The organism is Aestuarium sp., assembly GCF_023253315.1.
Taxonomy (GTDB): Bacteria; Pseudomonadota; Alphaproteobacteria; order Rhodobacterales; family Rhodobacteraceae; genus Marivivens; species Marivivens donghaensis.
Genome location: NZ_JALRGW010000025.1, coordinates 1 through 23,134 on the forward strand (window position 1 = coordinate 1; position 23,134 = coordinate 23,134).

The 23,134-nt window shown below is 58.0% G+C and carries 21 protein-coding genes and 2 tRNA genes; 12 read left to right on the plus strand and 11 right to left on the minus strand.

The window, feature by feature from the left end; all coding sequences use genetic code 11:
- Nucleotides 1-252: 252 nt before the first annotated feature.
- Nucleotides 253-337 (minus strand) — tRNA-Leu (locus AC1QQ2_RS11650).
- Nucleotides 338-379: 42 nt separating this feature from the next.
- Nucleotides 380-1,213 carry a KPN_02809 family neutral zinc metallopeptidase gene (gene ypfJ, locus AC1QQ2_RS11655; protein WP_479713259.1) on the minus strand — a complete coding sequence of 278 codons (834 nt, stop codon included), beginning with the start codon at nucleotides 1,211-1,213 and terminating at the stop codon, nucleotides 380-382.
- Between the two features lie 120 nt (nucleotides 1,214-1,333).
- Here ypfJ and AC1QQ2_RS11660 point away from each other — a divergent pair, with 120 nt between their 5' ends.
- On the plus strand, nucleotides 1,334-1,912 hold the full coding sequence (locus AC1QQ2_RS11660) for a YqaA family protein (protein ID WP_479713260.1): 579 nt from the start codon (nucleotides 1,334-1,336) through the stop codon (nucleotides 1,910-1,912).
- Nucleotides 1,909-2,391: a disulfide bond formation protein B gene (locus tag AC1QQ2_RS11665; RefSeq protein ID WP_479713261.1), complete on the plus strand. Its 483-nt coding sequence runs from the start codon at nucleotides 1,909-1,911 to the stop codon at nucleotides 2,389-2,391. Before AC1QQ2_RS11660 ends, AC1QQ2_RS11665 begins: the two co-directional genes overlap by 4 nt.
- On the opposite strand, the gene AC1QQ2_RS11670 is transcribed toward AC1QQ2_RS11665, so the two are convergent.
- Nucleotides 2,365-2,796, minus strand: coding sequence for an Lrp/AsnC family transcriptional regulator (locus tag AC1QQ2_RS11670; RefSeq protein ID WP_067547855.1), 432 nt, complete (start codon nucleotides 2,794-2,796; stop codon nucleotides 2,365-2,367). The two genes, AC1QQ2_RS11665 and AC1QQ2_RS11670, sit on opposite strands and share 27 nt — an antisense overlap.
- 86 nt (nucleotides 2,797-2,882) lie before the next feature.
- Between AC1QQ2_RS11670 and rocF the strand changes: the two genes are divergently transcribed.
- The 8 genes from rocF to AC1QQ2_RS11710 all read left to right on the plus strand — a co-directional run bounded on the left by rocF (nucleotide 2,883) and on the right by AC1QQ2_RS11710 (nucleotide 13,139).
- Nucleotides 2,883-3,812 carry an arginase gene (gene rocF, locus AC1QQ2_RS11675; RefSeq protein WP_479713262.1) on the plus strand — a complete coding sequence of 310 codons (930 nt, stop codon included), beginning with the start codon at nucleotides 2,883-2,885 and terminating at the stop codon, nucleotides 3,810-3,812.
- A complete protein-coding gene (locus AC1QQ2_RS11680; protein WP_479713263.1) occupies nucleotides 3,809-4,852 on the plus strand; it encodes an ornithine cyclodeaminase in 1,044 nt (347 codons plus the stop codon). Before rocF ends, AC1QQ2_RS11680 begins: the two co-directional genes overlap by 4 nt.
- Nucleotides 4,853-4,967: 115 nt before the next feature.
- A complete protein-coding gene (gene gyrA, locus AC1QQ2_RS11685; RefSeq protein WP_249947121.1) occupies nucleotides 4,968-7,721 on the plus strand; it encodes a DNA gyrase subunit A in 2,754 nt (917 codons plus the stop codon).
- 60 nt (nucleotides 7,722-7,781) lie between these two features.
- Nucleotides 7,782-9,125, plus strand: a complete 1,344-nt coding sequence (gene trmFO / locus AC1QQ2_RS11690; protein WP_479713264.1) for a methylenetetrahydrofolate--tRNA-(uracil(54)-C(5))-methyltransferase (FADH(2)-oxidizing) TrmFO — start codon at nucleotides 7,782-7,784, stop codon at nucleotides 9,123-9,125.
- Nucleotides 9,125-9,979 carry a tRNA glutamyl-Q(34) synthetase GluQRS gene (gene gluQRS / locus AC1QQ2_RS11695; protein ID WP_479713265.1) on the plus strand — a complete coding sequence of 285 codons (855 nt, stop codon included), beginning with the start codon at nucleotides 9,125-9,127 and terminating at the stop codon, nucleotides 9,977-9,979. The genes trmFO and gluQRS overlap by 1 nt, the downstream gene beginning before the upstream one ends.
- Before the next feature lie 102 nt (nucleotides 9,980-10,081).
- Nucleotides 10,082-12,121, plus strand: coding sequence for an ASKHA domain-containing protein (locus AC1QQ2_RS11700; protein WP_479713266.1), 2,040 nt, complete (start codon nucleotides 10,082-10,084; stop codon nucleotides 12,119-12,121).
- A 49-nt stretch (nucleotides 12,122-12,170) separates the two neighbouring features.
- Nucleotides 12,171-12,244: transfer RNA gene (locus AC1QQ2_RS11705), tRNA-Gly, on the plus strand.
- Nucleotides 12,245-12,569: 325 nt separating this feature from the next.
- Nucleotides 12,570-13,139 (plus strand): fasciclin domain-containing protein, encoded by a 570-nt coding sequence (locus AC1QQ2_RS11710; RefSeq protein WP_479713267.1) that lies wholly within the window; start codon nucleotides 12,570-12,572, stop codon nucleotides 13,137-13,139.
- Between the two features lie 57 nt (nucleotides 13,140-13,196).
- On the opposite strand, the gene pgi is transcribed toward AC1QQ2_RS11710, so the two are convergent.
- The 8 genes from pgi to AC1QQ2_RS11750 form a co-directional block, all read right to left on the minus strand.
- Nucleotides 13,197-14,801 carry a glucose-6-phosphate isomerase gene (gene pgi / locus AC1QQ2_RS11715; RefSeq protein WP_479713268.1) on the minus strand — a complete coding sequence of 535 codons (1,605 nt, stop codon included), beginning with the start codon at nucleotides 14,799-14,801 and terminating at the stop codon, nucleotides 13,197-13,199.
- On the minus strand, nucleotides 14,798-15,469 hold the full coding sequence (gene pgl / locus AC1QQ2_RS11720) for a 6-phosphogluconolactonase (RefSeq protein WP_479713269.1): 672 nt from the start codon (nucleotides 15,467-15,469) through the stop codon (nucleotides 14,798-14,800). Before pgl ends, pgi begins: the two co-directional genes overlap by 4 nt.
- 48 nt (nucleotides 15,470-15,517) lie before the next feature.
- Nucleotides 15,518-16,972, minus strand: coding sequence for a glucose-6-phosphate dehydrogenase (gene zwf, locus AC1QQ2_RS11725; RefSeq protein ID WP_479713270.1), 1,455 nt, complete (start codon nucleotides 16,970-16,972; stop codon nucleotides 15,518-15,520).
- A 124-nt stretch (nucleotides 16,973-17,096) separates the two neighbouring features.
- Entirely contained in the window at nucleotides 17,097-17,681 is a 585-nt protein-coding gene (locus tag AC1QQ2_RS11730; protein WP_479713271.1) for an HNH endonuclease, read from the minus strand.
- 190 nt (nucleotides 17,682-17,871) lie between these two features.
- Nucleotides 17,872-18,537 (minus strand): alpha/beta hydrolase, encoded by a 666-nt coding sequence (locus tag AC1QQ2_RS11735; RefSeq protein ID WP_479713272.1) that lies wholly within the window; start codon nucleotides 18,535-18,537, stop codon nucleotides 17,872-17,874.
- Nucleotides 18,534-19,163 (minus strand): DNA-3-methyladenine glycosylase family protein, encoded by a 630-nt coding sequence (locus AC1QQ2_RS11740; RefSeq protein ID WP_479713273.1) that lies wholly within the window; start codon nucleotides 19,161-19,163, stop codon nucleotides 18,534-18,536. Before AC1QQ2_RS11740 ends, AC1QQ2_RS11735 begins: the two co-directional genes overlap by 4 nt.
- Nucleotides 19,160-19,870 carry a cobalt-precorrin-6A reductase gene (locus tag AC1QQ2_RS11745; protein WP_479713274.1) on the minus strand — a complete coding sequence of 237 codons (711 nt, stop codon included), beginning with the start codon at nucleotides 19,868-19,870 and terminating at the stop codon, nucleotides 19,160-19,162. The genes AC1QQ2_RS11740 and AC1QQ2_RS11745 overlap by 4 nt, the downstream gene beginning before the upstream one ends.
- Nucleotides 19,867-20,916 (minus strand): cobalt-precorrin-5B (C(1))-methyltransferase, encoded by a 1,050-nt coding sequence (locus AC1QQ2_RS11750; RefSeq protein ID WP_479713275.1) that lies wholly within the window; start codon nucleotides 20,914-20,916, stop codon nucleotides 19,867-19,869. Before AC1QQ2_RS11750 ends, AC1QQ2_RS11745 begins: the two co-directional genes overlap by 4 nt.
- 96 nt (nucleotides 20,917-21,012) lie before the next feature.
- On the opposite strand from AC1QQ2_RS11750, the gene cobA reads away from it, so the two are divergent.
- Both cobA and AC1QQ2_RS11760 read left to right on the plus strand, forming a co-directional pair.
- Nucleotides 21,013-21,864, plus strand: coding sequence for a uroporphyrinogen-III C-methyltransferase (gene cobA, locus AC1QQ2_RS11755; protein ID WP_479713276.1), 852 nt, complete (start codon nucleotides 21,013-21,015; stop codon nucleotides 21,862-21,864).
- Nucleotides 21,861-23,123, plus strand: coding sequence for a cobyrinic acid a,c-diamide synthase CobB (locus AC1QQ2_RS11760; protein ID WP_479713277.1), 1,263 nt, complete (start codon nucleotides 21,861-21,863; stop codon nucleotides 23,121-23,123). The genes cobA and AC1QQ2_RS11760 overlap by 4 nt, the downstream gene beginning before the upstream one ends.
- The last annotated feature ends 11 nt before the right edge of the window (nucleotides 23,124-23,134 follow it).

The following is a 23,134-nucleotide window of genomic DNA, read 5'->3' on the forward strand; positions in this document are numbered from 1 at the left end:
CGAAAAAAATCCTGACAAAGTCGCCCCATCGTTTCCCAAAAAGAAACATTTTTAACATTTTGCTCTAATTGGCGGCATATTTTGAAGAATCGAGGCGAAAAATTGTCTCGAAAGGATACAAACCATCACCCTTTGGTGAGTTTGATTCGTAGGTGGCCAGAGCGGATGCAAAAGCCATGCCAAACGGCACAACAGAACCCGCCGCGCGACAGCGCATCAGGTGCAAGGTAGATCGTGTTGTTGAGAGAATACTGGTGCCGGTGAAGAGACTCGAACTCTTACGACCTAGGGTCGGGGGATTTTGAATCCCCTGCGTCTACCATTCCGCCACACCGGCCAGTGGCGGTCGTTTATCCTGCTGTTTCAGGGTCGTCAACGCTCAAAGTCGCTGAACTGAAAATGTATCGCATTGGCGCATGTCGCCGCTCTGATACCCCTTTTCGAACCAACGTTCGCGTTGATCGGATGTTCCGTGCGTAAAAGTATGCGGCTGCACGCTCCGCCCTGCATTGCGCTGCAATGTATCGTCGCCGATTTGCCGCGCCGCATTCAGTGCCTCATCCAAATCACCCCGTTCAATGGTACCCAATGTTCGAGACGCGGCACGCGCCCAAATCCCCGAATAGCAATCCGCTTGAAGCTCAATCCGAACAGAGATGGCATTGCTTTGCGCCTCGCTCACCTGCGCACGAACTCGATTTGCTTCCCCCAAGATGCCAAGCTGATCTTGGACAGAATGTGCGACCTCGTGCGCGACGACATAGGCTGCAGCGAAATCACCGCCCGCGCCCAACTGACGCTCCATCGTCACAAAGAAATCAGTGTCGAGGTAAATCTGTTTGTCCGCGGGACAATAAAACGGCCCCGTCGCCGCCGAAGCCCCACCACAAGCAGACTGCGTTGCGCCCGAAAACAGAACCAAGGCAGGCTCTGCATACCGTTGCCCCGCCTGGTCTGGCAGAATATCGGCCCAAATCTCTTCGGTGTCCGCGAGAGTCACGGCAACAAACTCAGCCGCACGTTCATCGGCGTCCGAAAGTTGTGTTGTCCCACCCTGCCCTTCGAGCTCTGACAAGAGAGGCGTGACATCCACACCCAGCGCCCATCCGACCAGCAGCACCACGACAACCCCCACACCACCGACGGCACCCGTGGCTCCGCCGCGACGCCGATCAACAATGTTCTTACTATGTCGCCGTCCTTGCCATTTCATGATGCACCCGCCCGTCGCAACTCAACTCATGCGTTTCTGAACAAAAACGTGTTCGTCTGCAAGCTTGACGCCGATGGTCCTGCATGGCCTAAAGCGCGAAACAACACAGGCACGGCGCATATGCTTCGCAAACTTTATTCTTGGACCATGTCGCTGGCGGATCACCCGCACGCGCTCTGGGTTCTGGCGTTTCTTTCGTTCATTGAATCGTCCGTGTTCCCAATTCCGCCTGATGTCCTGATGATCCCGATGATCATGGCGCGCCCGAACCGCGCGTTCCTTATTGCAGGTGTCGCGACCATTGCCTCGGTCCTTGGTGCACTGCTCGGCTATTATATTGGCTACGGTCTCTTCGACGTCATCGGCAAACCGATCCTCGATTTCTACGGCAAAGGCGCCGAGTTCGAAGTATTCAAGGACAAGTTCGACAGCTTCGGCATTTGGGCCGTCCTCGTCGCAGGTGTGACCCCCTTCCCGTTCAAGGTCATCACAATCGCGTCGGGCGTGCTGCAATTCGCACTGATCCCGTTTATCCTCTCGGCCATCGTGGCACGCGCGCTGCGCTTCTTTATCGTTGCAGGCCTGTTGTGGAAATTCGGCGAACCGATCCGTGACTTTATCGAAAAACGCCTCGGCCTCGTCTTTGCAATCTGCTGCGTTCTTTTGTTCGGCGGCTTCTATCTGGTGAAATACCTATGACCACATCGCGCAAAACCTACGTTCTTTTGGCGGCTGGCGGTTCGGCCGCGATGCTCTTTGGTGCGATGGTCGTGTTTCAACGGCTGATGGACCTGCCGCCATGCGCAATGTGCATCTGGCAACGTTGGCCCCACGCGGCTGCTGTTGCCATTGGCCTCCTCGCGCTGATGATCCAAGGCCGCCTCCTGCCCGCACTTGGCGCGCTCGCCGCGCTGACGACAGGTGCAATTGGCGTTTACCACTTCGGTGTTGAGCACAAATACTGGGATGGCCCAGCCTCTTGCACGGGGTCTGGTCTGTCGGGCATGAACGTCAACGACCTTCTCGCGGTTGATAGCGGGCCAAAGCTCGTGATGTGCGATCAGATCAGCTGGGAGCTTTTGGGTATTTCAATGCCAGGCTGGAACGCGATTATTTCCTTCGTTCTCGCGGTCATCTGGATCAAAGCGGTCCTAGCGTCGCGCCCCACGGCGGGTTGAAAGAAGTAGGTTCGTCTCACTACTCGTGATCCCGTCCAATCGGCGAATGGCAAACAGCACTTCGTCGAATTTCTCGAGGGTCATCGTGCCGATTTCGGCGATAAGATCCCACTGACCGTTGGTTGAATGAACCGCCATCACCTCTGGCATGGCAGAGAGTCGGGACATGATCCGCTCTGTCCCGCGCCCCTCAATCTCTAACATCATCAAGCCACGCACAGGGCTCGTCGCGACGTCGTTGCGGGTCAACACGGTAAACCCTACGATTTCCCCACTGTCCTGAAGCCGCGCGAGCCGTGACCGTATCGTCGTGCGCGTGACGTTCAAATCAGCAGCCAGTTCGGACAGGCTCGCACGAGCGTCACGTTTCAATGCGACAATGAGGCGTTGATCCAGTTCGTCCATATTAGCTTTCCAATTTGATCAGTGCTGGCTCATTTCGCACATTTTGATCGCTTCTGTCATCCCCATTTCGCAAGGATATTCGGCCTATGACACAGAAACACCTTATCTTAATCGGGGCACCCGTAGACTGCGGCAAACGCCGTCGGGGTTGCCTTATGGGGCCTGACGCCTTTCGCACCGCTGGCATTGCCGAAGCGATCACCGGCCTCGGCCATAGCGTGACAGACATCGGGAACCTGACGCCCGATACACGCCCCCTGCCCGCGCATTCAAACCCAGAGGTTTACAAGCTCGACGAAACGGTCGGCTGGACACGGACCTTGGCCAAGGCGGCCGTTGACCATGCGCCAAACGGGATGCCCGTGTTTCTGGGCGGCGACCACGCTCTGTCGCTCGGCTCTGTCGCGGGCATGGCGGACTATGCGCAGCAAATTGGGCGCCCTCTCTTTGTGCTCTGGCTTGATGCGCATACCGATTACCACACGCCCAACACCACAACGACGGGCAACCTACACGGCACTCCGTTGGGCTATGTGTCGGGCCGTGATGGCTTTGACGATTTCCCGCCGCTTGCCGCTCCTATTCCAGCAGACCGCCTCTGCATGATTGGCCTACGGTCTGTTGATCCCGCCGAACATGACGCGCTCGCGGACACCGACGCCACGCTGGTTGATATGCGCACCATCGACGAGGTCGGTATCGTCAAACCGCTGCAATCTTTCCTTGATAAGGTCGCCGCCGCGAACGGCATCCTTCACGTTTCGCTCGACGTTGATTTCCTTGACCCTTCGGTCGCTCCTGCAGTCGGCACAACCGTCCCCGGCGGCGCAACCGTCCGCGAAGCACACCTCGTAATGGAAATGCTCTGCGACAGCGGCGCGGTCTGTTCGCTCGACCTCGTTGAACTCAACCCATTCCTCGACGATCGCGGCAAAACCGCCTCCCTCATGGTGGACCTGACGGCCTCTCTCCTTGGTCGCCGCGTCTTTGACCGACCTACACGGAGCTATGCATGACCCTACCTTCTGACAAAGCCCTCGTGCCGTTTGTCTCCGTCGACCACATGATGGGACTGGTCCATCATATCGGCCTCGAGACTATCCTGCGGGACCTCGCGGACGAGATCGAAAGCGATTTCAAACGTTGGGAGGAGTTTGACAAAACCCCGCGCGTGGCGTCACACTCCGATGTTGGTGTGATTGAACTCATGCCCGCCGCTGACCACGAAAACTACGGGTTCAAATACGTCAACGGCCACCCAAAGAACACGAGCGAAGGCCTGCAAACCGTCACTGCCTTTGGTCTCTTGGCCGATGTGGCGACAGGTTATCCAGTTTTACTCACTGAAATGACTTTGCTCACCGCGCTAAGGACGGCAGCAATGTCAGCCCTCGCCGCCAAACACCTCGCGCCCAAAGGGGCGACGACGATGGCCATGATCGGCAATGGTGCGCAGTCCGAATTTCAGTGCATCGCGTTCAAGGCAATCTGCGGCATCACCGACGTTCGCCTCTATGACAAAGACGCGAACGCCACCGCCAAATGCGCCCGCAACCTCGCGGCGTCTGGCCTCAATGTCACCCCTTGCACCAGTGCCGAAGCGGCGATTGAGGGCGCACATATCCTGACGACCTGCACCGCGGACAAACAATACGCGACGATCCTGTCGGACAACATGGTCGGCCCTGGCGTACACATCAACGCCATCGGCGGCGATTGCCCCGGCAAGACGGAATTGGCTTCCGCAATCCTGCACCGATCATCGATCTTTGTGGAATACCCGCCGCAAACACGGGTCGAAGGCGAAATTCAGCAACTCGACGGTGATCACCCCGTGACCGAACTCTGGAAGGTTATGTCAGGGACCGCGGCAGGCCGCACCAGCGCCGATCAGATCACCTTATTTGACAGCGTCGGCTTCGCGATCGAGGACTTCAGCGCCCTGCGTTACGTCCACCGCGCTATCTTAGGAACGCCTTATTATACGAACCTCGATATGCTCGCCGACCCCGATGATCCACGTGACCTTTTCGGTATGCTACAACGGGCAAAATAGGCCGTATTTCCAATCAGGTGACGTTTTCCGCCTTCCGCCATTGCACCCTATATCCTGACTGCGGTATAAGAACCCAAACAAGATATAGAAGCCAACAGGCAGACAGGCGGACAACGTGACCGATACTCCGGAAACCCCTGAAAACGAAGAAGAAACCGCGATCGTGCGTATGCACCACGACGGACCGCAGATTTCTATCATCGACGAGATGAAGACCTCGTATCTCGATTACGCGATGAGCGTGATCGTGAGCCGTGCTATTCCCGACCTTAGGGATGGTCTAAAACCCGTGCACCGTCGCATTCTTTTCGCGATGCATGAGACTAACAACGGGCACGATAAACCCTACCGCAAATCGGCGCGTCCGGTCGGCGACGTGATGGGTAAATATCACCCGCACGGCGACTCTGCGATCTATGACGCCTTGGTCCGCATGGCGCAGGACTTCTCGATGTCGCTGCCCTTGCTCGATGGTCAGGGTAACTTTGGTTCGATGGATGGCGACCGCGCTGCTGCGATGCGCTACACCGAAGTGCGCATGGACAAACCAGCTGCCTATATGCTGGCTGATATCGACAAAGATACCGTTGATTTCGTCGACAACTACGACGGCAAAGACAAAGAGCCGACAGTTCTTCCGTCGCGCTTCCCGAACATGTTGGTCAACGGCGCGGGCGGTATCGCGGTGGGTATGGCAACCAACATTCCGCCGCATAACCTTGGCGAAGTTGTGGATGCGACCCTTGCGCTGATCGACAATCCCGATTTGTCGTCGGCTGACCTGATCGAATACGTTCCGGGTCCTGACTTCCCTACGGGCGGTGTCATGATGGGCCGCTCTGGTGCGCGCAAAGCCTATCTTGAGGGGCGTGGCTCTGTTGTGCTCCGCGCCAAAACCCACGTCGAAGAAATCCGCAAAGACCGCTGGGCCATCGTCGTCGACGAAATCCCCTATCAGGTGAACAAAGCGTCGATGATCGAAAAGATCGCCGAATGTGCACGCGACAAAAAGATCGAGGGCATCGCCCACGTTCAGGACGAATCCGACCGTAACGGTGTTCGCGTTGTTGTCGAACTCAAACGCGATGCCACCGCCGAAGTCGTGCTGAACCAACTGTTCCGCTTCACGCCGATGCAAGTCAGCTTTGGCTGCAACATGCTCGCGCTGAACGGTGGTAAGCCTGAAACCCTGACGCTTTATGGGTTCCTTTCGGCCTTCGTGACCTTCCGCGAAGAAGTTGTCGCACGCCGCACCGCATTTGAACTGCGCAAGGCACGTGACCGTTCGCATATCCTCTGTGGTTTGGCCGTTGCTGTGACCAACGTGGACGAAGTTGTTGCAACCATCCGCGCCTCTGCCGACGCCGCGGATGCACGCGAAAAACTGATGACTCGTCGCTGGCCCGCTGGCTCGATCATCGAATACCTGAAACTGATCGACGATCCGCTTCACCCTGTGAACGACGACGGCACCTATAACCTCTCCGAGGCTCAGGCCCGTGCGATCCTCGAACTGCGTCTCCAGCGTCTGACACAAATCGGTGTCCAAGAGGTTACCGACGAACTGCAAGAGCTGGCGAAGAAGATCAAAGAATACCTCGAAATCCTGGCCTCTCGCGAACGGATCATGGGCATCATCTCCGACGAACTGCGCGAAGTGCGTGAACTCTTTGCGGTTCCGCGCCGCACAGAGATCGTCGAATGGGCCGCTGATATGGACGACGAGGATCTGATCGAACGCGAGGATATGGTCGTGACCGTAACCTCGGGTGGCTACATCAAACGCACCCCTCTCGCCGAATTCCGGTCGCAGCGTCGCGGCGGCAAAGGCCTGTCGGGTATGCAAACCAAAGAAGAGGACGTGGTCACCACCCTCTTTGTGGCCAACACCCACACGCAGCTCTTGTTCTTCACGACCGACGGTATGGTCTATAAGCTCAAGACTTGGCGCCTGCCCGCAGGTGGCCGCACCGCCAAGGGCAAAGCGATCATCAACATTCTGCCAATCCCGCAAGGGGTCTCGATCGCGGCGATCATGCCCGTCGACCGTCCGGATGAAGAATGGGACAACCTGCAAATCGTCTTTGCGACCTCAGCAGGTGATGTGCGCCGCAACCGTCTCTCTGATTTCACCAACGTTATGCGTAACGGTAAAATCGCAATGAAACTGCCTGATGGCGTTGAACTGGTGAACGCACGCATCGCATCTGAGGATGACGACGTTATGCTCGTCACCAACTCTGGCCGTGCGATCCGCTTCCCATCGACGGACGTTCGCGTGTTTAACTCGCGTGCCTCCACTGGTGTGCGCGGCATTCGTCTGAACGGCGACGACCGTGTGGTGTCCATGTCGGTCATCCGCCACTTTGAGGCAGATCCGCAAGAACGCGCAGCTTACCTCAAAATGCGCCGCGCTATGGCTGGCGTGACAGAGGATGACGCGACGGATGAGGATGACGTTCCAGCAGGCGAACTGTCCACCGAACGCTATGCAGAGATGTCGGCGGCGGAAAACCTGATCCTGACCATCACCGCCAAAGGCATCGGTAAGATCACCTCGTCCCACGATTACCCTGTTCGCGGTCGTGGCGGCATGGGCGTCACCGCGTTTGAAAAACAGATGCGCGGCGGCGAGATTGTGTCTTGCTTCCCAATCGACATGGACAACCAGATCATGCTCGTCACCTCGACCGGCCAATCGATCCGCGTCCCCGTCGAAGGCATCAGCTTCCGCTCACGTTCTGCTGGCGGCGTAAAGGTGTTCAACACCCGAGCCGACGAAACGGTCGTTTCCGTGGCCCGCATCGAAGAGGCCGAAGAAGAAGCGCCAGATACGGGCGAAGCCGAAACGCCGGCAACCGAAGAATAAGGACAGGGCCGCATCTCGCGGCCCTTTTCTTTTGCCCCCACCACAGCTAAATCCCCGACCATGACACAGACACTTCATATCATCGGCGGCGGAATGGCCGGATCAGAGGCTGCTTGGCAGGCTGCAAACGCAGGCGTTCAGGTGGTCATTCACGAAATGCGCCCCAAGGTCGAAACCTTTGCACATCGCACGGGCAACCTCGCCGAGATGGTCTGTTCGAACTCGTTCCGTTCAGATGATCACGAACAGAACGCCGTGGGTCTTTTGCATTGGGAAATGCGTCAGGCGGGCGGGATCATCATGGAAATGGCCGCGAAACACCGCCTTCCTGCAGGCGGCGCTCTGGCCGTTGACCGTGATCCATTTGCCGAAAGCGTGACTGCCGCGCTGATGGCGCACCCGAATATTTCTGTGTATTATGAAGAGATTACAGAGCTACCTTCCGACGGTCACTGGATCATCGCAACAGGACCGCTCACGTCCGAGGGCCTCGGCAAAGCCATTCAGGCAGAGACAGGCGCTGAAGCGCTCGCTTTCTTTGATGCCATCGCGCCAATCGTCTATTTCGACAGCGTGAATATGGATGTGGCATGGATGCAGTCCCGCTACGACAAAGGCGAAACCGAAGAAGAGCGCACCGCCTACCTCAACTGCCCGATGACCAAAGACCAATATGAGGCGTTCATCGACGCGCTTTTGGCCGCGGATAAAACCGAATTCCACGAGGGTGAAACCGCTGGCTACTTTGACGGCTGCCTCCCGATCGAGGTGATGGCGGAACGAGGTCGTGAAACCCTCCGCTTTGGTCCGATGAAGCCCGTGGGCCTCACCAACGCCAACGACCCCGACAATAAACCCTATGCCGTGGTTCAACTTCGCCGCGATAACGCATTGGGAACATTGTATAATATTGTCGGCTTCCAGACCAAAATGAAATACGGCGCACAAAAAGAAGTCTTCACCATGATCCCCGGTCTGGAGAACGCTGAATTTGCGCGTCTTGGTGGTATTCACCGTAACACCTTTATCAACTCGCCGACGCTCCTTGACGCCGAAATGCGCCTGAAATCTCGCCCGAACATCCGTTTCGCGGGTCAAATCACGGGCGTTGAAGGCTATGTTGAAAGCGCCGCGATGGGTCTTTTGGCGGGCCGTTTGGCCGCTGCCGAAATCCAAGGCCGCAGCGTCGATCCAATCCCGAACACCACTGCGATGGGGGCACTTGTGACCCATATCTCTGGCGGGGCCGAGGCGAAAACCTTCCAGCCGATGAACGTAAACTTCGGCCTGTTCCCGCCGCTCGACGGGATGCGCGGTGGCCGTAAGGGCCGCAAAGAGCGTTACAAAGGCTACACAGATCGCGCCAAAGAAGATTTCAATCAATGGCTTGCAGCGCAAAGCTAATGAACTACGTGACCCGCTTCGCACCGAGCCCAACAGGTCCGCTGCATCTGGGTCACGCTTATTCTGCGCTGATCGCATGGGACCGCGCACAGGCCAACGGTGGGCAATTTCTCCTTCGGATCGAGGATGGCGACACCACTCGCTGCCGTCCCGAATGGGAGGCTTTGATCTACGAGGACCTGCACTGGCTTGGCCTCTCGTGGCCCGAACCGATTGCGCGAGTGACGGATCGCATCCCGCTCTACGATGCAGCCCGTGAACGCCTTCAAAACCTAGGACTGCTGTATCCCTGTTCTTGCACCCGCAAGGACATCCAATCGGCCTTTTCCGCCCCGCAAGAAGGCGTACCGATCGGACCAGACGGCATCGTCTATCCGGGCACCTGCCGCGACAAATCCATGTCCGAGGCATCCTCAAACGACGCGATCCGCCTGAACATGGCAGCCGCGATTGCCCACCTCGGTGACGTATCGCACCTGTTTTACACCGAAACAGGTCCGTTCGAGACGGGCAATAACGCACTTTCCGCCCAACACCTTATCGAAAACGTGGGCGATATCGTCCTCTTTCGCAAGGACACAGGCATGGCGGCCTATCACCTGTCGGTCGTTGTCGATGACGCCGCCCAAAACGTGACCGAAGCCGTGCGCGGTGCAGACCTCATTGAAGCGACCGTTATTCACCGCCTGCTCCAATCCCTTCTGGACCTGCCCACCCCGCTCTATCACCACCACGACCTGATCCGTGACGCCGATGGAAAACGGCTCGCCAAACGCACAGACGCTAAGGCGATTTCAAAATTCCATGCCGAAGGTGCGACGCCCGAAGATATCCGTGCGATGGTTGGGCTTTGACCTTTGAACAAATGCCGTTTCCGGTGCGCCAAATGACGCGATCCGGCTTTTTACTGGACCCAATCGGGCTATACCTTTTGCGATAGCGAACAGGACCACACCATGACCGATCCTCTTGTGATTTTCACACCCTCTGGCAAACGCGGCCGTTTTCCGGTCGGCACCCCCGTTCTGACGGCTGCACGTCAGTTGGGTGTTGATCTGGACACTGTCTGCGGTGGCCGTGGCATTTGCTCTAAATGCCAAATCCAACCGTCTTATGGCGAGTTTTCGAAACATGGCGTGACCGTCGCGGATGATGCGCTCACCGAATTCAACGCGGTCGAAGAGCGCTACGACCGTGTGCGCGGCCTGAAAACGGGCCGTCGTTTGGGCTGTCAGGCTTGCATCCAATCCGATGTGGTTATCGACGTCCCACCAGAGAGCCAAGTCCACCGTCAGGTCGTGCGCAAAGCCGCAACCGACCGTGACATCGTGATGGACCCCGCAACCGCGCTTTACTACGTCGAAGTGGCCGAAGCAGACATGCACGACCCGTCGGGCGACCTCGAACGTCTGGAAACCGCGCTGCGCGAACAATGGGACATCGACGGTATCTCGGCCCCCCTAAGCGTGTTGCGCAAACTTCAGCCCGTCCTGCGTAAAGGCGCGTTCAAGGCCACCGTTGCCCTGAACCGCGATCACGACGGTGGCAAACATCGCCTCATCGATATCTTCCCAGGCTTTGACGAAACGCCGATTTTTGGCCTCGCCATCGACCTTGGCTCGACCACCATCGCAGCGCATTTGTGCGACCTGAAAACGGGTGCTGTGATCGGATCGTCGGGCATCATGAACCCGCAAATCCGCTTTGGCGAAGACCTCATGTCCCGCGTGTCCTATTCAATGATGAACAAGGGCGGCGACGTGGAAATGACGACCGTCGTGCGTGAGGCGATCAATACGCTGGCCTCCGAACTAGCATCTGAGACGCAGATTGACACGGCGCGGATCATGGAAACCGTGTTCGTTTGTAACCCCGTAATGCACCACCTCCTGCTGGGCATTGATCCCGTTGAATTGGGTCAAGCGCCCTTTGCCCTCGCTACGGCAGAGAGCATGACACTCGACGCCCGTGATCTGGATCTGAACGCGCTCAACCCAGCAGGCCGCGTTTACATCCTTCCATGTATCGCTGGCCACGTCGGTGCGGACTGCGCCGCGGTCGCCTTGTCTGAGGAACCGCAAAAGTCCAAAGACCTCGCGCTCATCGTCGACGTGGGCACCAACGCGGAAATCCTTCTTGGCAATACCGAACGGGTTCTCGCCTGTTCGTCGCCCACTGGCCCCGCATTTGAGGGCGCACAGATCAGCAGCGGTCAACGCGCAGCGCCGGGTGCTATCGAACGGATCGAAATTGACCCCGTCACCAAAGAGCCCCGCTTCCGTGTCATCGGCTGCGACCTCTGGTCGGACGAGGAAGGCTTTGCCGAGGCGACCGCTGGCTCTGGCATCACGGGCATCTGTGGCTCGGGTATCATTGAGGCCGTCGCTGAACTCCGCATCGCGGGCCTCTTGGACCCCAAAGGTCTGATCGGCAGCGCAGAACAGACAGGAACCCCACGCTGCGAGGCCACGGGCCGCACCAACAGCTACCTGATCCATGACGCCAGCGCCGACGGCGGCCCGCGCATCACCGTGACCCAAGGCGACATCCGCGCCATCCAGCTCGCCAAATCCGCGCTCTATGCGGGAGCACGGTTGCTGATGGATGAAATGGGCGTCGATACCGTGGATCGTGTGGTGCTCGCTGGTGCCTTTGGTGCGCATATCAGTGCGAAACACGCGATGGTTCTGGGCATGATCCCTGACGTGCCGCTGGACAAAGTGTCGTCCGCAGGCAACGCCGCGGGCACAGGCGCACGTATCGCGCTTTGTTCCAAGGCCGCGCGGTCCAGCATCGAACACACCGTGCGCGAGATCACCAAGATCGAAACCGCGATCGAGCCAAAGTTCCAAGAACACTTCGTCAACGCAAACGCGATCCCGCACGCGACGGATCCGTTCCCGAACTTGCTGTCGATTGTCGACCTGCCCGACGTGTCGTTTAACACGGCCAGCAGCGGCGGAGAGGCTGGCGGGCGCCGTCGTCGGAGGGGCTAAATGCCCCTTGACGCTGGCTGACCTCGCGACTACTTCGTCGCGCAGGGCTGCGGGTATGATGTAGTGGTAGCCTGTCAGCTTCCCAAGCTGAACGTGCGGGTTCGATTCCCGCTACCCGCTCCAAATTCTCTTTAATTTCGCATCTTGAATAGGGATTTTAACCCCCTATCTCCCTCCAAACACTATGGAGGATGACGATGTTTAAAGGCCTGTTTCTGTCAATTGTGCTGACCACCGCAGGGATGCTTGGGTTGCCCTACTTGCTGCTGCAACTGATGTAATCCACATCACACATACAGAATTCATAAGGGCGGCCGCTAGGTCGCCCTTTGGTTTTAGTAAACACAAACCACACACGTTTATGTTTAGTACTTGTGAACAAAACGCGAGAACCAAAACCGCCTCCGCCCCGTATCCCTCACATCTTAACCCCGATGTAGAGGACATCATGAAAAACATTCTTTCTGTAACCGCACTCACCGCAACGCTTTTCGCTGCTCCTATTGCTAGCTTTGCTGATGGCCATTCGGCTGCGAACCCGATGGTGGGTGGCGCTGAGATGTTCCCGACCATGAACATCGTCGAAAACGCGGTGAACTCGGCGGATCACACCACGCTAGTTGCTGCAGTTCAGGCCGCAGGCCTCGTTGATACCCTCGCAGGTGACGGCCCGTTCACCGTATTTGCCCCAGTGAATGACGCCTTCGCCGCCCTGCCAGAGGGCACTGTTGAAACGCTCCTCCAGCCTGAAAACAAAGATCAGCTGGTGAAAATCCTGACCTGCCATGTGGTCGGCAAAGAAGTCATGTCGGACGCAATGATGGGCATGATCGACGATGACCGAGGCGTGCATGACGTGCCGACCCTCGGCGGTTGCGTTCTCAAGGCAAGCTATGCTGACGGCGTCATGTCGCTGACCGATGAAAACGGCAACGTTGCGACTGTCACGATTGCGGATGTGAAGCAGTCGAACGGCGTGATCCATGTGATCGACGCGGTGATGCTGCCTGCGATGTAATCCCTCCCAGGGACTACGATGGGGCCGCTGCGATCAAGGTCGCAGCGGCCCTTTCTATTATAGGCCGTTGGTCCGCAAGAACCCAACGAGCTGCGCCGTCGATCCATCTTTGGATGCGGCATCTGCTTTGCCCTCCACAATCGGCTGAAGCGCGGTGGCTAGCTCTTTGCCCAACTCAACGCCCCACTGGTCGTAAGAGTTGATGCCCAGAACCACGCCTTCAACAAACACACGGTGTTCATACAGCGCGATAATCTGGCCGAGCATGAATGGGTCCAGCTTTGGATAGGCAATCGTCACCGAGGGACGGTTCCCCGTAAACACACGGTGGGCCGCTTGGCGTTCCAGTTCTGCGCCCTCGAATTTATCAGCGTTCTTTGCGCGCGCCTCATCCAGCGTACGACCCTTCATCAGGGCCTCAGACTGGGCAAGACAGTTCGCCACCAACAACTGGTGCTGATGGTGCAGCCCTTCGTCATGACCCGTCGCAGCAACGAGGAATTCGCACGGGATCACCCGCGTGCCTTGGTGGATCAACTGATAGAACGCGTGCTGACCGTTGGTGCCAGGCTCACCCCAAACAACAGGACCGCTTTCAAACGGCAGGTCAGCGCCATCCATGCTGACGCCTTTGCCGTTACTCTCCATCTCGAGCTGCTGGAGGTAGGCAGGCAGACGCGCGAGGTTGTTGTCATAGGGTAGCACAGCGCGGGTTGCGAAACCGCAAACCTGATTGTGCCAGATCCCAACCAGAGCCAGCAATGCGGGTAGGTTTTCTTCCCATTTTGCGGCACGGAAGTGGGTGTCCATCGCCTGACCACCGCGCAAGAACGCACGGAACGCATCCGCGCCAATGGCGATCATCAGCGACAGGCCAATCGGCCCCCACATGGAATAACGACCACCGACCCAATCCTCGAACCCAAACACGCGAGACGCAGGAATGCCAAAGGCTGCCGTCTTATCCATCGCCGTCGACAGAGCCGCGAATTGCGCCGCAGGGTCGGTAACCTGTTCGCTCATCCACGCCTTTGCGGTGCGGGCGTTCGTCATTGTTTCAATCGTGGTAAAGGTCTTGGACGCGACGATCACCAATGTCGTCGCGGGATCGCAGGACCGTAGAACCTGCGCAATATCCGCAGGGTCAACGTTCGATACGAAATGGCACCGCGGGCCATTAGCGTAAGGCGCAAGCGCACGATACGCCATCGCAGGGCCCAAGTCAGATCCACCGATGCCGATATTGATCACATCAATGATCTTGCCACCCTGCCCTGTGTAACGGCCTTCGCGGACATCAGAAGCAAACGCCTCCATCCTTGCGAGCGTGTCGCGAACGGCGGGGATCACATCCTCACCATCGACCTTCACCGCACCACCGTCGAGGTTCCGCAGCGCCGTATGCAGCACCGCACGTCCTTCGGTCTCGTTGATCTTTTCGCCCGCAAACATCGCATCGCGCCGTGCGGCAACGCCTGTTGTCTCCAACAGACCGATCAGCATGTCCCGCGCATCAGTGTCGATGTTCGTCTTCGAATAATCGAACAGCATATCCCCAGCCTGCGCCGAGAAATCATCGGCGCGACGTGCGTCCAACATGCTCTCGATACGGCGGTCTTTGATAGACGCGTAGTGGGATTTCAGATCGTCAAAAATGGTCATGCTTCAGCCCAGTGAACAGTTGCGCCCGACAGAACAGCGGCGACGGGTGCGTCATCCGCGCTCAGATGACGAGCCTTTTCCAGCGCCTCACGTTTGTCGGCACCTTTGATTACGATATGACGGCGCATCGCGTCTTTCAGGACATGCGCAGAGAGTGTGATCCGCGGCTCAGGCGCTCCGGGCGCTCGCATCGGATAAAGAATGTCAGTGCCATGCAGCGCATCCGCCAGACGATCCGCCTCGGGGAAGATCGACGCCGTATGCATGTCCGCGCCCATACCCAACAAACAGACCGAAATCGGCAGCTTTGGCGCGATCACAGCCGACAGTTCCGGCAATTTTTCCTCAGCCGAACCGCCTTCTTTGAACAGCGGCAGGTAAGTCGCGGCGGCAGCGTGATTGATCAGCAGCCGTTCCTTGATCAGTCGAGTATTCGACCGTTCAGACGTTTCAGGCACCCAGCGTTCATCGGTCAGCATCACATTGACCCGCGCCCAGTCCAGATCAACCGCGCAGAGCGAGTCAAAGATCGGACCAGGGGTCGTGCCACCCGGAACAGCCAAGGTCGCAAACTCATCATGCTGGAGCGTTTCGCGTAATTCGCTGGCGATCTTATCCGCCAGATTCATCATCATAAGTTCCGCGTCGGCGTATTCGATGAAATCCATCGTTTTGTCCTTTCAGATCAACGGCGGGACCAGCCCGCCGTCGTTTGCTTAACCTTTGATATCGCGCCAGCGACGACCGTCACGATGCATCAGCATCAGGGCATCATCTGGACCAGCAGAGCCTTGATCGTAAAGCTTAGGCACATCGTTGCGACGTTCCCAATCATTGATCAACGGATCAGTCCAAGCCCAAGCCGCCTCGACCTCGTCGCCACGCATGAACAGGGTCTGGTTGCCACGGATCACGTCCATAATCAGACGCTCGTAAGCATCGGTCACATCTTCTGCGTCATCACCAAGGGCCTCAGAGAACGTCATATCTAGCGGCACGTCAATCAGACGCATACCACCCGGACCCGGTTCTTTGATCGTCACTTGCAGGTCGATGCCTTCGTTCGGCTGCAAACGGATGGCGAGGATGTTGCGGTGACGCGCTTCGTCCCCTTCAAAGATCGAGTGACCAAGGTCTTTGAACACCACCGCGATCTCGGACGACCGCGCTTTCATCTTTTTACCAGTGCGCAGATAGAACGGCACGCCAGCCCAACGCCAGTTGTTGATATGGCAGCGCATCGCGATAAAGCTCTCGGTGAACGAACGCGGGTTTTCCGCGTCGTCACGATAGGACGGGCTACTGCCATCGGCGTCATATTGGCCACGCACGATGTGGTGGTGATCCACGTTCTGCAAGGCACGGATCACCTTGAGCTTTTCGTTGCGGACCTCATCGGCCTCAAACTTGCTGGGCGGTTCCATCGCAATGAGGCACAAGAGCTGCATCAGGTGGTTCTGCACCATATCGCGCATCGCACCCGATTTATCGTAATAGGCCCCGCGACCACCAACACCCACGGTTTCTGCCACGGTGATCTGGATGTGATCGACGTAATGGTTGTTCCACAGCGGCTCAAACAGCACGTTACCAAAGCGGACGGCCATAAGGTTCTGAACGGTTTCTTTGCCCAGATAGTGGTCGATGCGGTAAATCTGCGTTTCGTCGAAATGCGTTGCGAGCACCGCGTTCAACGCCTTGGCCGATGCCAGATCGCGACCGAACGGTTTCTCGACAACGATACGGCTTTCGCTGTTTGCAATGCCATGCAGGTGAAGACGTTCTGCGAGATCGCCAAAGAGGCTCGGCGCGACAGAGAAATAGAACGCGCGCACAACGCCGTCCCGCATCAGACCAGCAAGCTGCGCCCAACCGCCCTCGCCTTTGGCGTCAATCGCAACATAGTCGAGCCGCGCAAGGAACTCGGCGATCGATTTCTTTTCAGACTTCTCGGCACCGCCGAATTCTTGGATCGCGTCTGCCACAAGCTGACGGAACCCTTCGGTATCCATCTCAGAGCGCGCAGCACCAATGATCCGCGATTCAGGGGTCATTTGCCCCGACAGATAACGGCGGAACAAGCCAGGCAGGATTTTACGGCGGGCCAGATCGCCCGTGCCCCCAAAAATCACTAGGTCGAAGGGTTCGACCGGAATGACACGCGATACCATGCTGTTCTCCGCTTCTCTCTCGTAGATCACATCACGCTAGCTATGTTAGCGTTAACGCTCGCGACTTACAATTCTCTACGGATAAAGTCTAGCGGCTTAGCACGGAATTGGAACCTTCCTCAGCTTATGCGTCCAATTCGGTGTCCCAATAGAGGTAGTCCAACCAGCTTTCATGCAGGTGGTTCGGACGGAATTTGCGCCCAAGGTTGCGCAATTCCTCGGCGCTGGGCTGGCGTGGCGGTTTACGCAGATGCATCCCCGCCTGCCGAAGGCTCTTTGATCCTTTGGCGAAGTTACAGGGCGAACAGGCCGCAACCACGTTTTCCCAACTGGTAATCCCGCCCCGCGCCCGTGGCACCACATGGTCGAACGTTAGATCGCCATGCCCACCACAGTATTGGCACTGAAATTCGTCCCTCAAGAAAAGATTAAAGCGCGTGAAAGCCACGCGCTTTTGAGGTTTGACATAATCTTTGAGGACGACAACCGACGGGATCAGGAACTCTGTCGATGGGCTGCGGACCACTTCATCGTAGGTGGCAACGATATCCACCCTATCGAGAAAGACCGCCTTGACCGCTTCTTGCCAAGGCCAGAGCGAAAGTGGGTAATACGACAACGGTCGATAGTCCGCGTTCAACACCAGCGCGGGATGCGACCGCGGCCCAGCCTGATCTCTAACAAAATTTATCCTAAAATCGCCATCCATCGGAGCATATCTCCACTACTCTGTCTGCTCTAGGCACCAGAGCGGGAGCAACCCGCCCCAGCATAGCATTAACTATATATCGTAGCCCAAACGGATCAAGCCTCACGATATCGTCAACGCGTGCACGCAGATAACCGCAGCGATGTAACAGCCGAGTGACGCGACAATAGGCAAATTGCCCTGTCTTTGATCAGTAGCCCAACCGTTCACGCATGAACGCGAGGGCGACAGACAGACCATCAGGCGCAATGCCGTGGCCTGTGCCCTTCATGATGTGCGCATAGACCTCTTTCCACCCAGCGGCCTGAAGCGCCTCTGCGGCTTGGGGCAGCGATTGCACGGGCACGACATCGTCTTGGTCGCCATGGACCAATAGAACTGGCGGGCGGCACATCAGTTCGTCGGCGAGCAACTCTGGCTCAAGCAGACGACCAGAAAACGCACAGATCCCCGCGACGGCATCTTCGCGGCGGGGTGCTACGTGCAGCGACATCATCGTGCCTTGGGAAAAGCCAAAAATCATAACCTGTTCAGGCAGCAGATCGTAATCGACCATCACACCGTCCAAGAACGCGTTCAAATCGTCAGACGCACGGTCGAGGCCCTGACGCGATTCCTCTTCGCTCGATCCGTCAATCCACGGGATCGGGAACCACTGGAACCCCATCGGCGCACCTGCGCAAGCTTCGGGCGCATCGGGGGCAATGAACATCGTGTCTGGAAGGTGTTCGCCCAGCACATCCGCCAGCCCCAAAAGGTCGGCCCCATTGGCGCCGTAGCCATGCAGGAACACTACAGCAGAGCGCAGATCGCCCGATACCGGTTCGCGCCGGTCCGCCTGAAGAGCACGTGTCATAGGATACCTTCCCTGTCTTTCGCTACCTTGTAGTAGGCCCACAAGAGCCGAGCCGCAACCGCACGCCATGGGCTCCAGTCTTCGGCCATTTTCCGCAGTGCCCGCTCTGTCGGTCGGGCGTCGAGGTTGAACAACATCCGCGCGGCCTCTTGCAGAGCCAGATCACCGGGGGCGAACACATCCGCCCGACCCAACGCGAACATTGCGTAAATTTCAGCCGTCCAAACGCCTATTCCGTTGACAGCTGTCAACTCCTTAATGATTTCTAAATCAGGGAGTTGCCGCAAATTGTTAAAGTCAATTCCAGCCCCCGCAAGCGCCTTTGCATAACGCACTTTTTGGCGGCTCATGCCCAAAGCGCGAAGGTCGTCCTCAGTGGCGTTTAGGACATTCTCAGGGTTCGTCATGCCCGCCGCCTCGACCCGTGACCAGATCGCACTGGCGGCTGCGACGCTTACCTGCTGGCTGACAATCGCAGACAAAAGCCGATCAAACCCGTCTTTGGTGCGGCGAAGCGGCAATGGTCCAGTCAGTTCATAGGCGGCTTTGAATTCGGGATGGGCGGCTGACAACCACGCGATCCCTTCGAGGATGCAATCATCGGTTTCGATGATCCGCCCTATCATTGGTCCATGACCCAGTCCAAGACATCCTGAACCCGTTCACGCCGCAAGGCATCTGCCATCGGCGGGCGCTGGACCATAACAACAGGTATTCCCAATTGCCGCGCAGCAAGGAGTTTGCCTTCGGTCATGCCGCCCGCGTTTTTGGCAACAACGATGTCGATCTCGTGCTGTTTCAGCAGATCCACCTCATCCGCCTCGGGGAATGGCGGACGGCCCGTAATATAGGTCACGCCATCCTCAGCAGGCTGCGGATCAACGGTGCGGATCACGAGGTGACAGTTCGGCAAATTCAAATCTGCCGCACCTTTGCGACCAACGGCAGCAAAAACACGCGTACCATCGGGGACGACCGCAGACACGCTCGCCATGTCGGGAACCATGATCCATTTGTCCTCTGGCTCAGGCTCCCACTCGGCGCGGATCAGTTGGATATAGGGTAATTCGCGCTGGGCACAGACACGCGCCGTCCGTTCGGTGATCGCAGCTGCAAAGGGGTGCGTGGCGTCGATGACTGCGGTGATGCCGTTATCGTCCAGATACTGGATAAAGCCATCCTCACCGCCGAACCCACCGATGCGGGTTGGGATAGGATAGGCCGCGGGGGATGCAGTTTCACCTGCTAGAGAGGCGACCGCTTCGATCCCGTAATCATGGAGGAGCCACGCCATTTTGCGGGCTTCTGTCGTACCAGCCAATAAAAGGATCACGCGCCTGTCCTCGCCAATATTGTGCCTGCGCGGTCGATGACCACAACGTCGATGTCGATACCCGCATCGCGCACCACCGACAACGCTTGTTCACGTGCCTTGACGGCAATAAGATCGGCCAGAGGCGCGCCGCAAATCTCATAAGCCTCAAGGACGGTATTCGCACCGCGCAACCTGTCGTCGCCCATCCAATCGGCAAGGATGTCGAAATCCACCTGCGACCGCCCCGAATGAAGGTCCATCGCCCCCTGCGCCAGCTTTGCCAGTTTGCCGATGCCACCACCGATCGTCAGGCGCGGCACAGGATGTTGGCGCATGTATTTCAGCAGACCGCCCGCGAAATCCCCCATGTCGAGCATCGCGTGATCGGGTAGACCATAAAGCCCCTGCACGATCCGCTCTGACGTCGCACCTGTGCAGCCCGCGACATGGGTCGTGTTCCCTGCCCGCGCCACATCCACCCCACGGTGGATCGACGCAATCCACGCTGCACAAGAGAACGGGCGCACCACGCCTGTCGTGCCAAGGATCGACAATCCGCCCTTGATCCCCAATCGCGGGTTCCATGTTTTCTGGGCGAGTTCTGCCCCGTTTGGAACGGTGATCGTGATCGCGATATCGGGGGAATGGCCAAATTCGCTGGCCAATTCCGCAACAACCTCATCCATTAAGGCACGCGGCACAGGGTTGATCGCGGGCTCGCCCACAGGGATCGGCAATCCCGCTTTGGTTACCATCCCGACACCGACGCCCGCATGGAACGTGACGCCCCCCGTCGACCGTTCGACCCGCGCACGGATCAGCGCACCGTGGGTTACGTCAGGATCGTCGCCAGCATCTTTGATGATTCCAGCTTCGGCATAACCGTCGCCCGCGTCCATATAGGCCAGTTCGAACACAGGTGTTTCGCCCTTGGGCAAAGTGATCGAGACCATTTCAGGCCACGCCCCGCCCCACAAACGCAGCAACGCCGCCTTGGTGGCGGCGGTGGCACAAGCGCCCGTGGTCCAGCCACGGCGCAAAGGGGTGTCAGGTTTACGCGTCATGGCGCGACTATAGAACGGGTTATCCGTGCCGCCAATCCAGCAAACTGCGTCGTTTGTCGCCTTTATTCAGGTCCGCTTACGGGGCATAACCACCCCATGATCGACTCGCTTCCCTTTTCCGGCCAGACATGGCCCGTTTTGAAACCCGGTTGGGTATGGCTCTGTGGTGCTGGCCCTGGTGATCCCGGGCTGCTGACTTTGCATGCTGTGAACGGCCTCCAACAAGCGGATGCGGTGATCTATGATGCGCTCGTGGATGAGGCGATCCTCGCGCTCGCCCCGAATGCGGAACATATTTACGCGGGCAAGCGCGGCGGCAAACCGTCGGCAAAGCAGCGCGACATCTCGCTCCAGCTCGTCGATATGGCGAAAGAGGGCAAAAAGGTTCTGCGCCTCAAGGGCGGCGATCCGTTTGTGTTCGGACGTGGTGGCGAAGAAGCGCAAACCCTGATCCAGCATGGCGTCCCTGTGCGGATCATACCCGGCATTTCGGCAGGTATCGGCGGTTTGGCCTACGCAGGTATTCCAGTCACCCACCGCGACGTGAACCAGTCGGTGACTTTTGTCACGGGTCACGACCAGTCGGGCGAAACCCCGCAGTCGCTCGATTGGGCGGCGATCAGCAAGGGGTCGCAAGTCCTCGTGATCTACATGGGGATGAAGCATATCGCCCAGATCGCAGGTAGCCTGATTGAGGCGGGGCGACCGCTGTCGGAACCTGTTGCTGTCGTGACCAATGCCACAACGCCGAACCAGCAGGTTTTGGAGTCCACCTTGGGCACGCTAGAGGCCGATATCGCGGCCGCTGGGCTAGAACCACCTGCGATTATTTGCGTGGGCCGTTCGGTTCTCATGCGTCAGGTTCTAGATTGGCAGAGCCTTGCGGCCGGTATTGAACCGCGCAACCTCGATCCCCTTGGACGTGGTCGTCCGGCAGAGAGCGCATGACAGGGATCGTCATTGCTGCACCCGCTTCGGGATCGGGCAAGACGACGATCACCTTGGGCCTTTTGCGCGCCATGGCCCAAGACGGGCTGAACGTACGCGGTGCGAAATCTGGCCCTGATTACATTGACCCTCGATTTCATGCAGTTGCTAGCGGACAACCCTGTGTAAACTTGGACGCTTGGGCGATGACGCCTGATCGTATTCGGTCGCTTGCCGCTGGTGATGGGCCGCTCATCGTCGAAGGCGCAATGGGCCTCTTTGACGGCGCGCCACCTGATGACCGTGGGTCGAGCGCGGATTTGGCCCGTGCGCTGGGCCTTTCGGTCGTTTTGGTGGTCGATGCGGCGCGGATGGCGGGTTCGATCGCACCACTGGTCGCTGGCTTTGCGGGCTTTGCGTCGGACGTGACCGTCGCGGGCGTGATCCTGAACAAGGTCGGATCGCCGCGACACGAAGCCATTCTACGCCGCGCACTTAACGCGACAGGCATTCCCGTTCTTGGGGCCGTTCCACGTGATGCGCAGATCGTTCAGCCCTCCCGTCACCTCGGCCTAGTTCAAGCGGACGAGCGCGAAGATTTGGATGCGTTTCTGGATAGCGCTGCCGCTCTGGTCCGTCGTCATGTGGACATTGACGCTCTGCGGAAGTTGATGCGCCCTGTGGCGACAGGCACCCAAGCTGGCCTCACACCGCCAGCGCAGCGTATTGCCTTGGCCCAAGACCGCGCTTTTGCCTTTTCCTATCCGCATATGATTGCAGATTGGCGACGCAATGGGGCCGAAGTCATTCCGTTTTCACCGCTCAATGGTGATCCTATCCCAGAGGCTGATCTGGTTTATCTCCCCGGAGGTTATCCAGAACTCTATGCGGGTCAGATTGTCGGATCAGGATTCATCCAAAACCTAAGGAACGCCGCATTAAGCACTGATATTTATGGAGAATGTGGTGGCTATATGGTCATGGGTGACGGTCTGATTGATGCCGATGGCACGCGACACGAGATGGCTGGGCTGTTGCGGTTGGAAACCTCGTTTGCACAACGAAAACTGCATCTGGGGTATCGGACGGTGACGGGCACACAGGGTCCATTCGCAGGGCATTGGGCTGCGCATGAGTTTCACTATGCGACTACAATAAAAGCCGAAGGTGACGCGCTATTCACCGCTAAAGATGCCGAAGGCACCGACCTGCCCGCAATGGGACTGCGGCTCGGCCGCGCCTATGGATCGTTCGCACATGTGATTGACGCCATGTGTTAAGGCCGTCACAA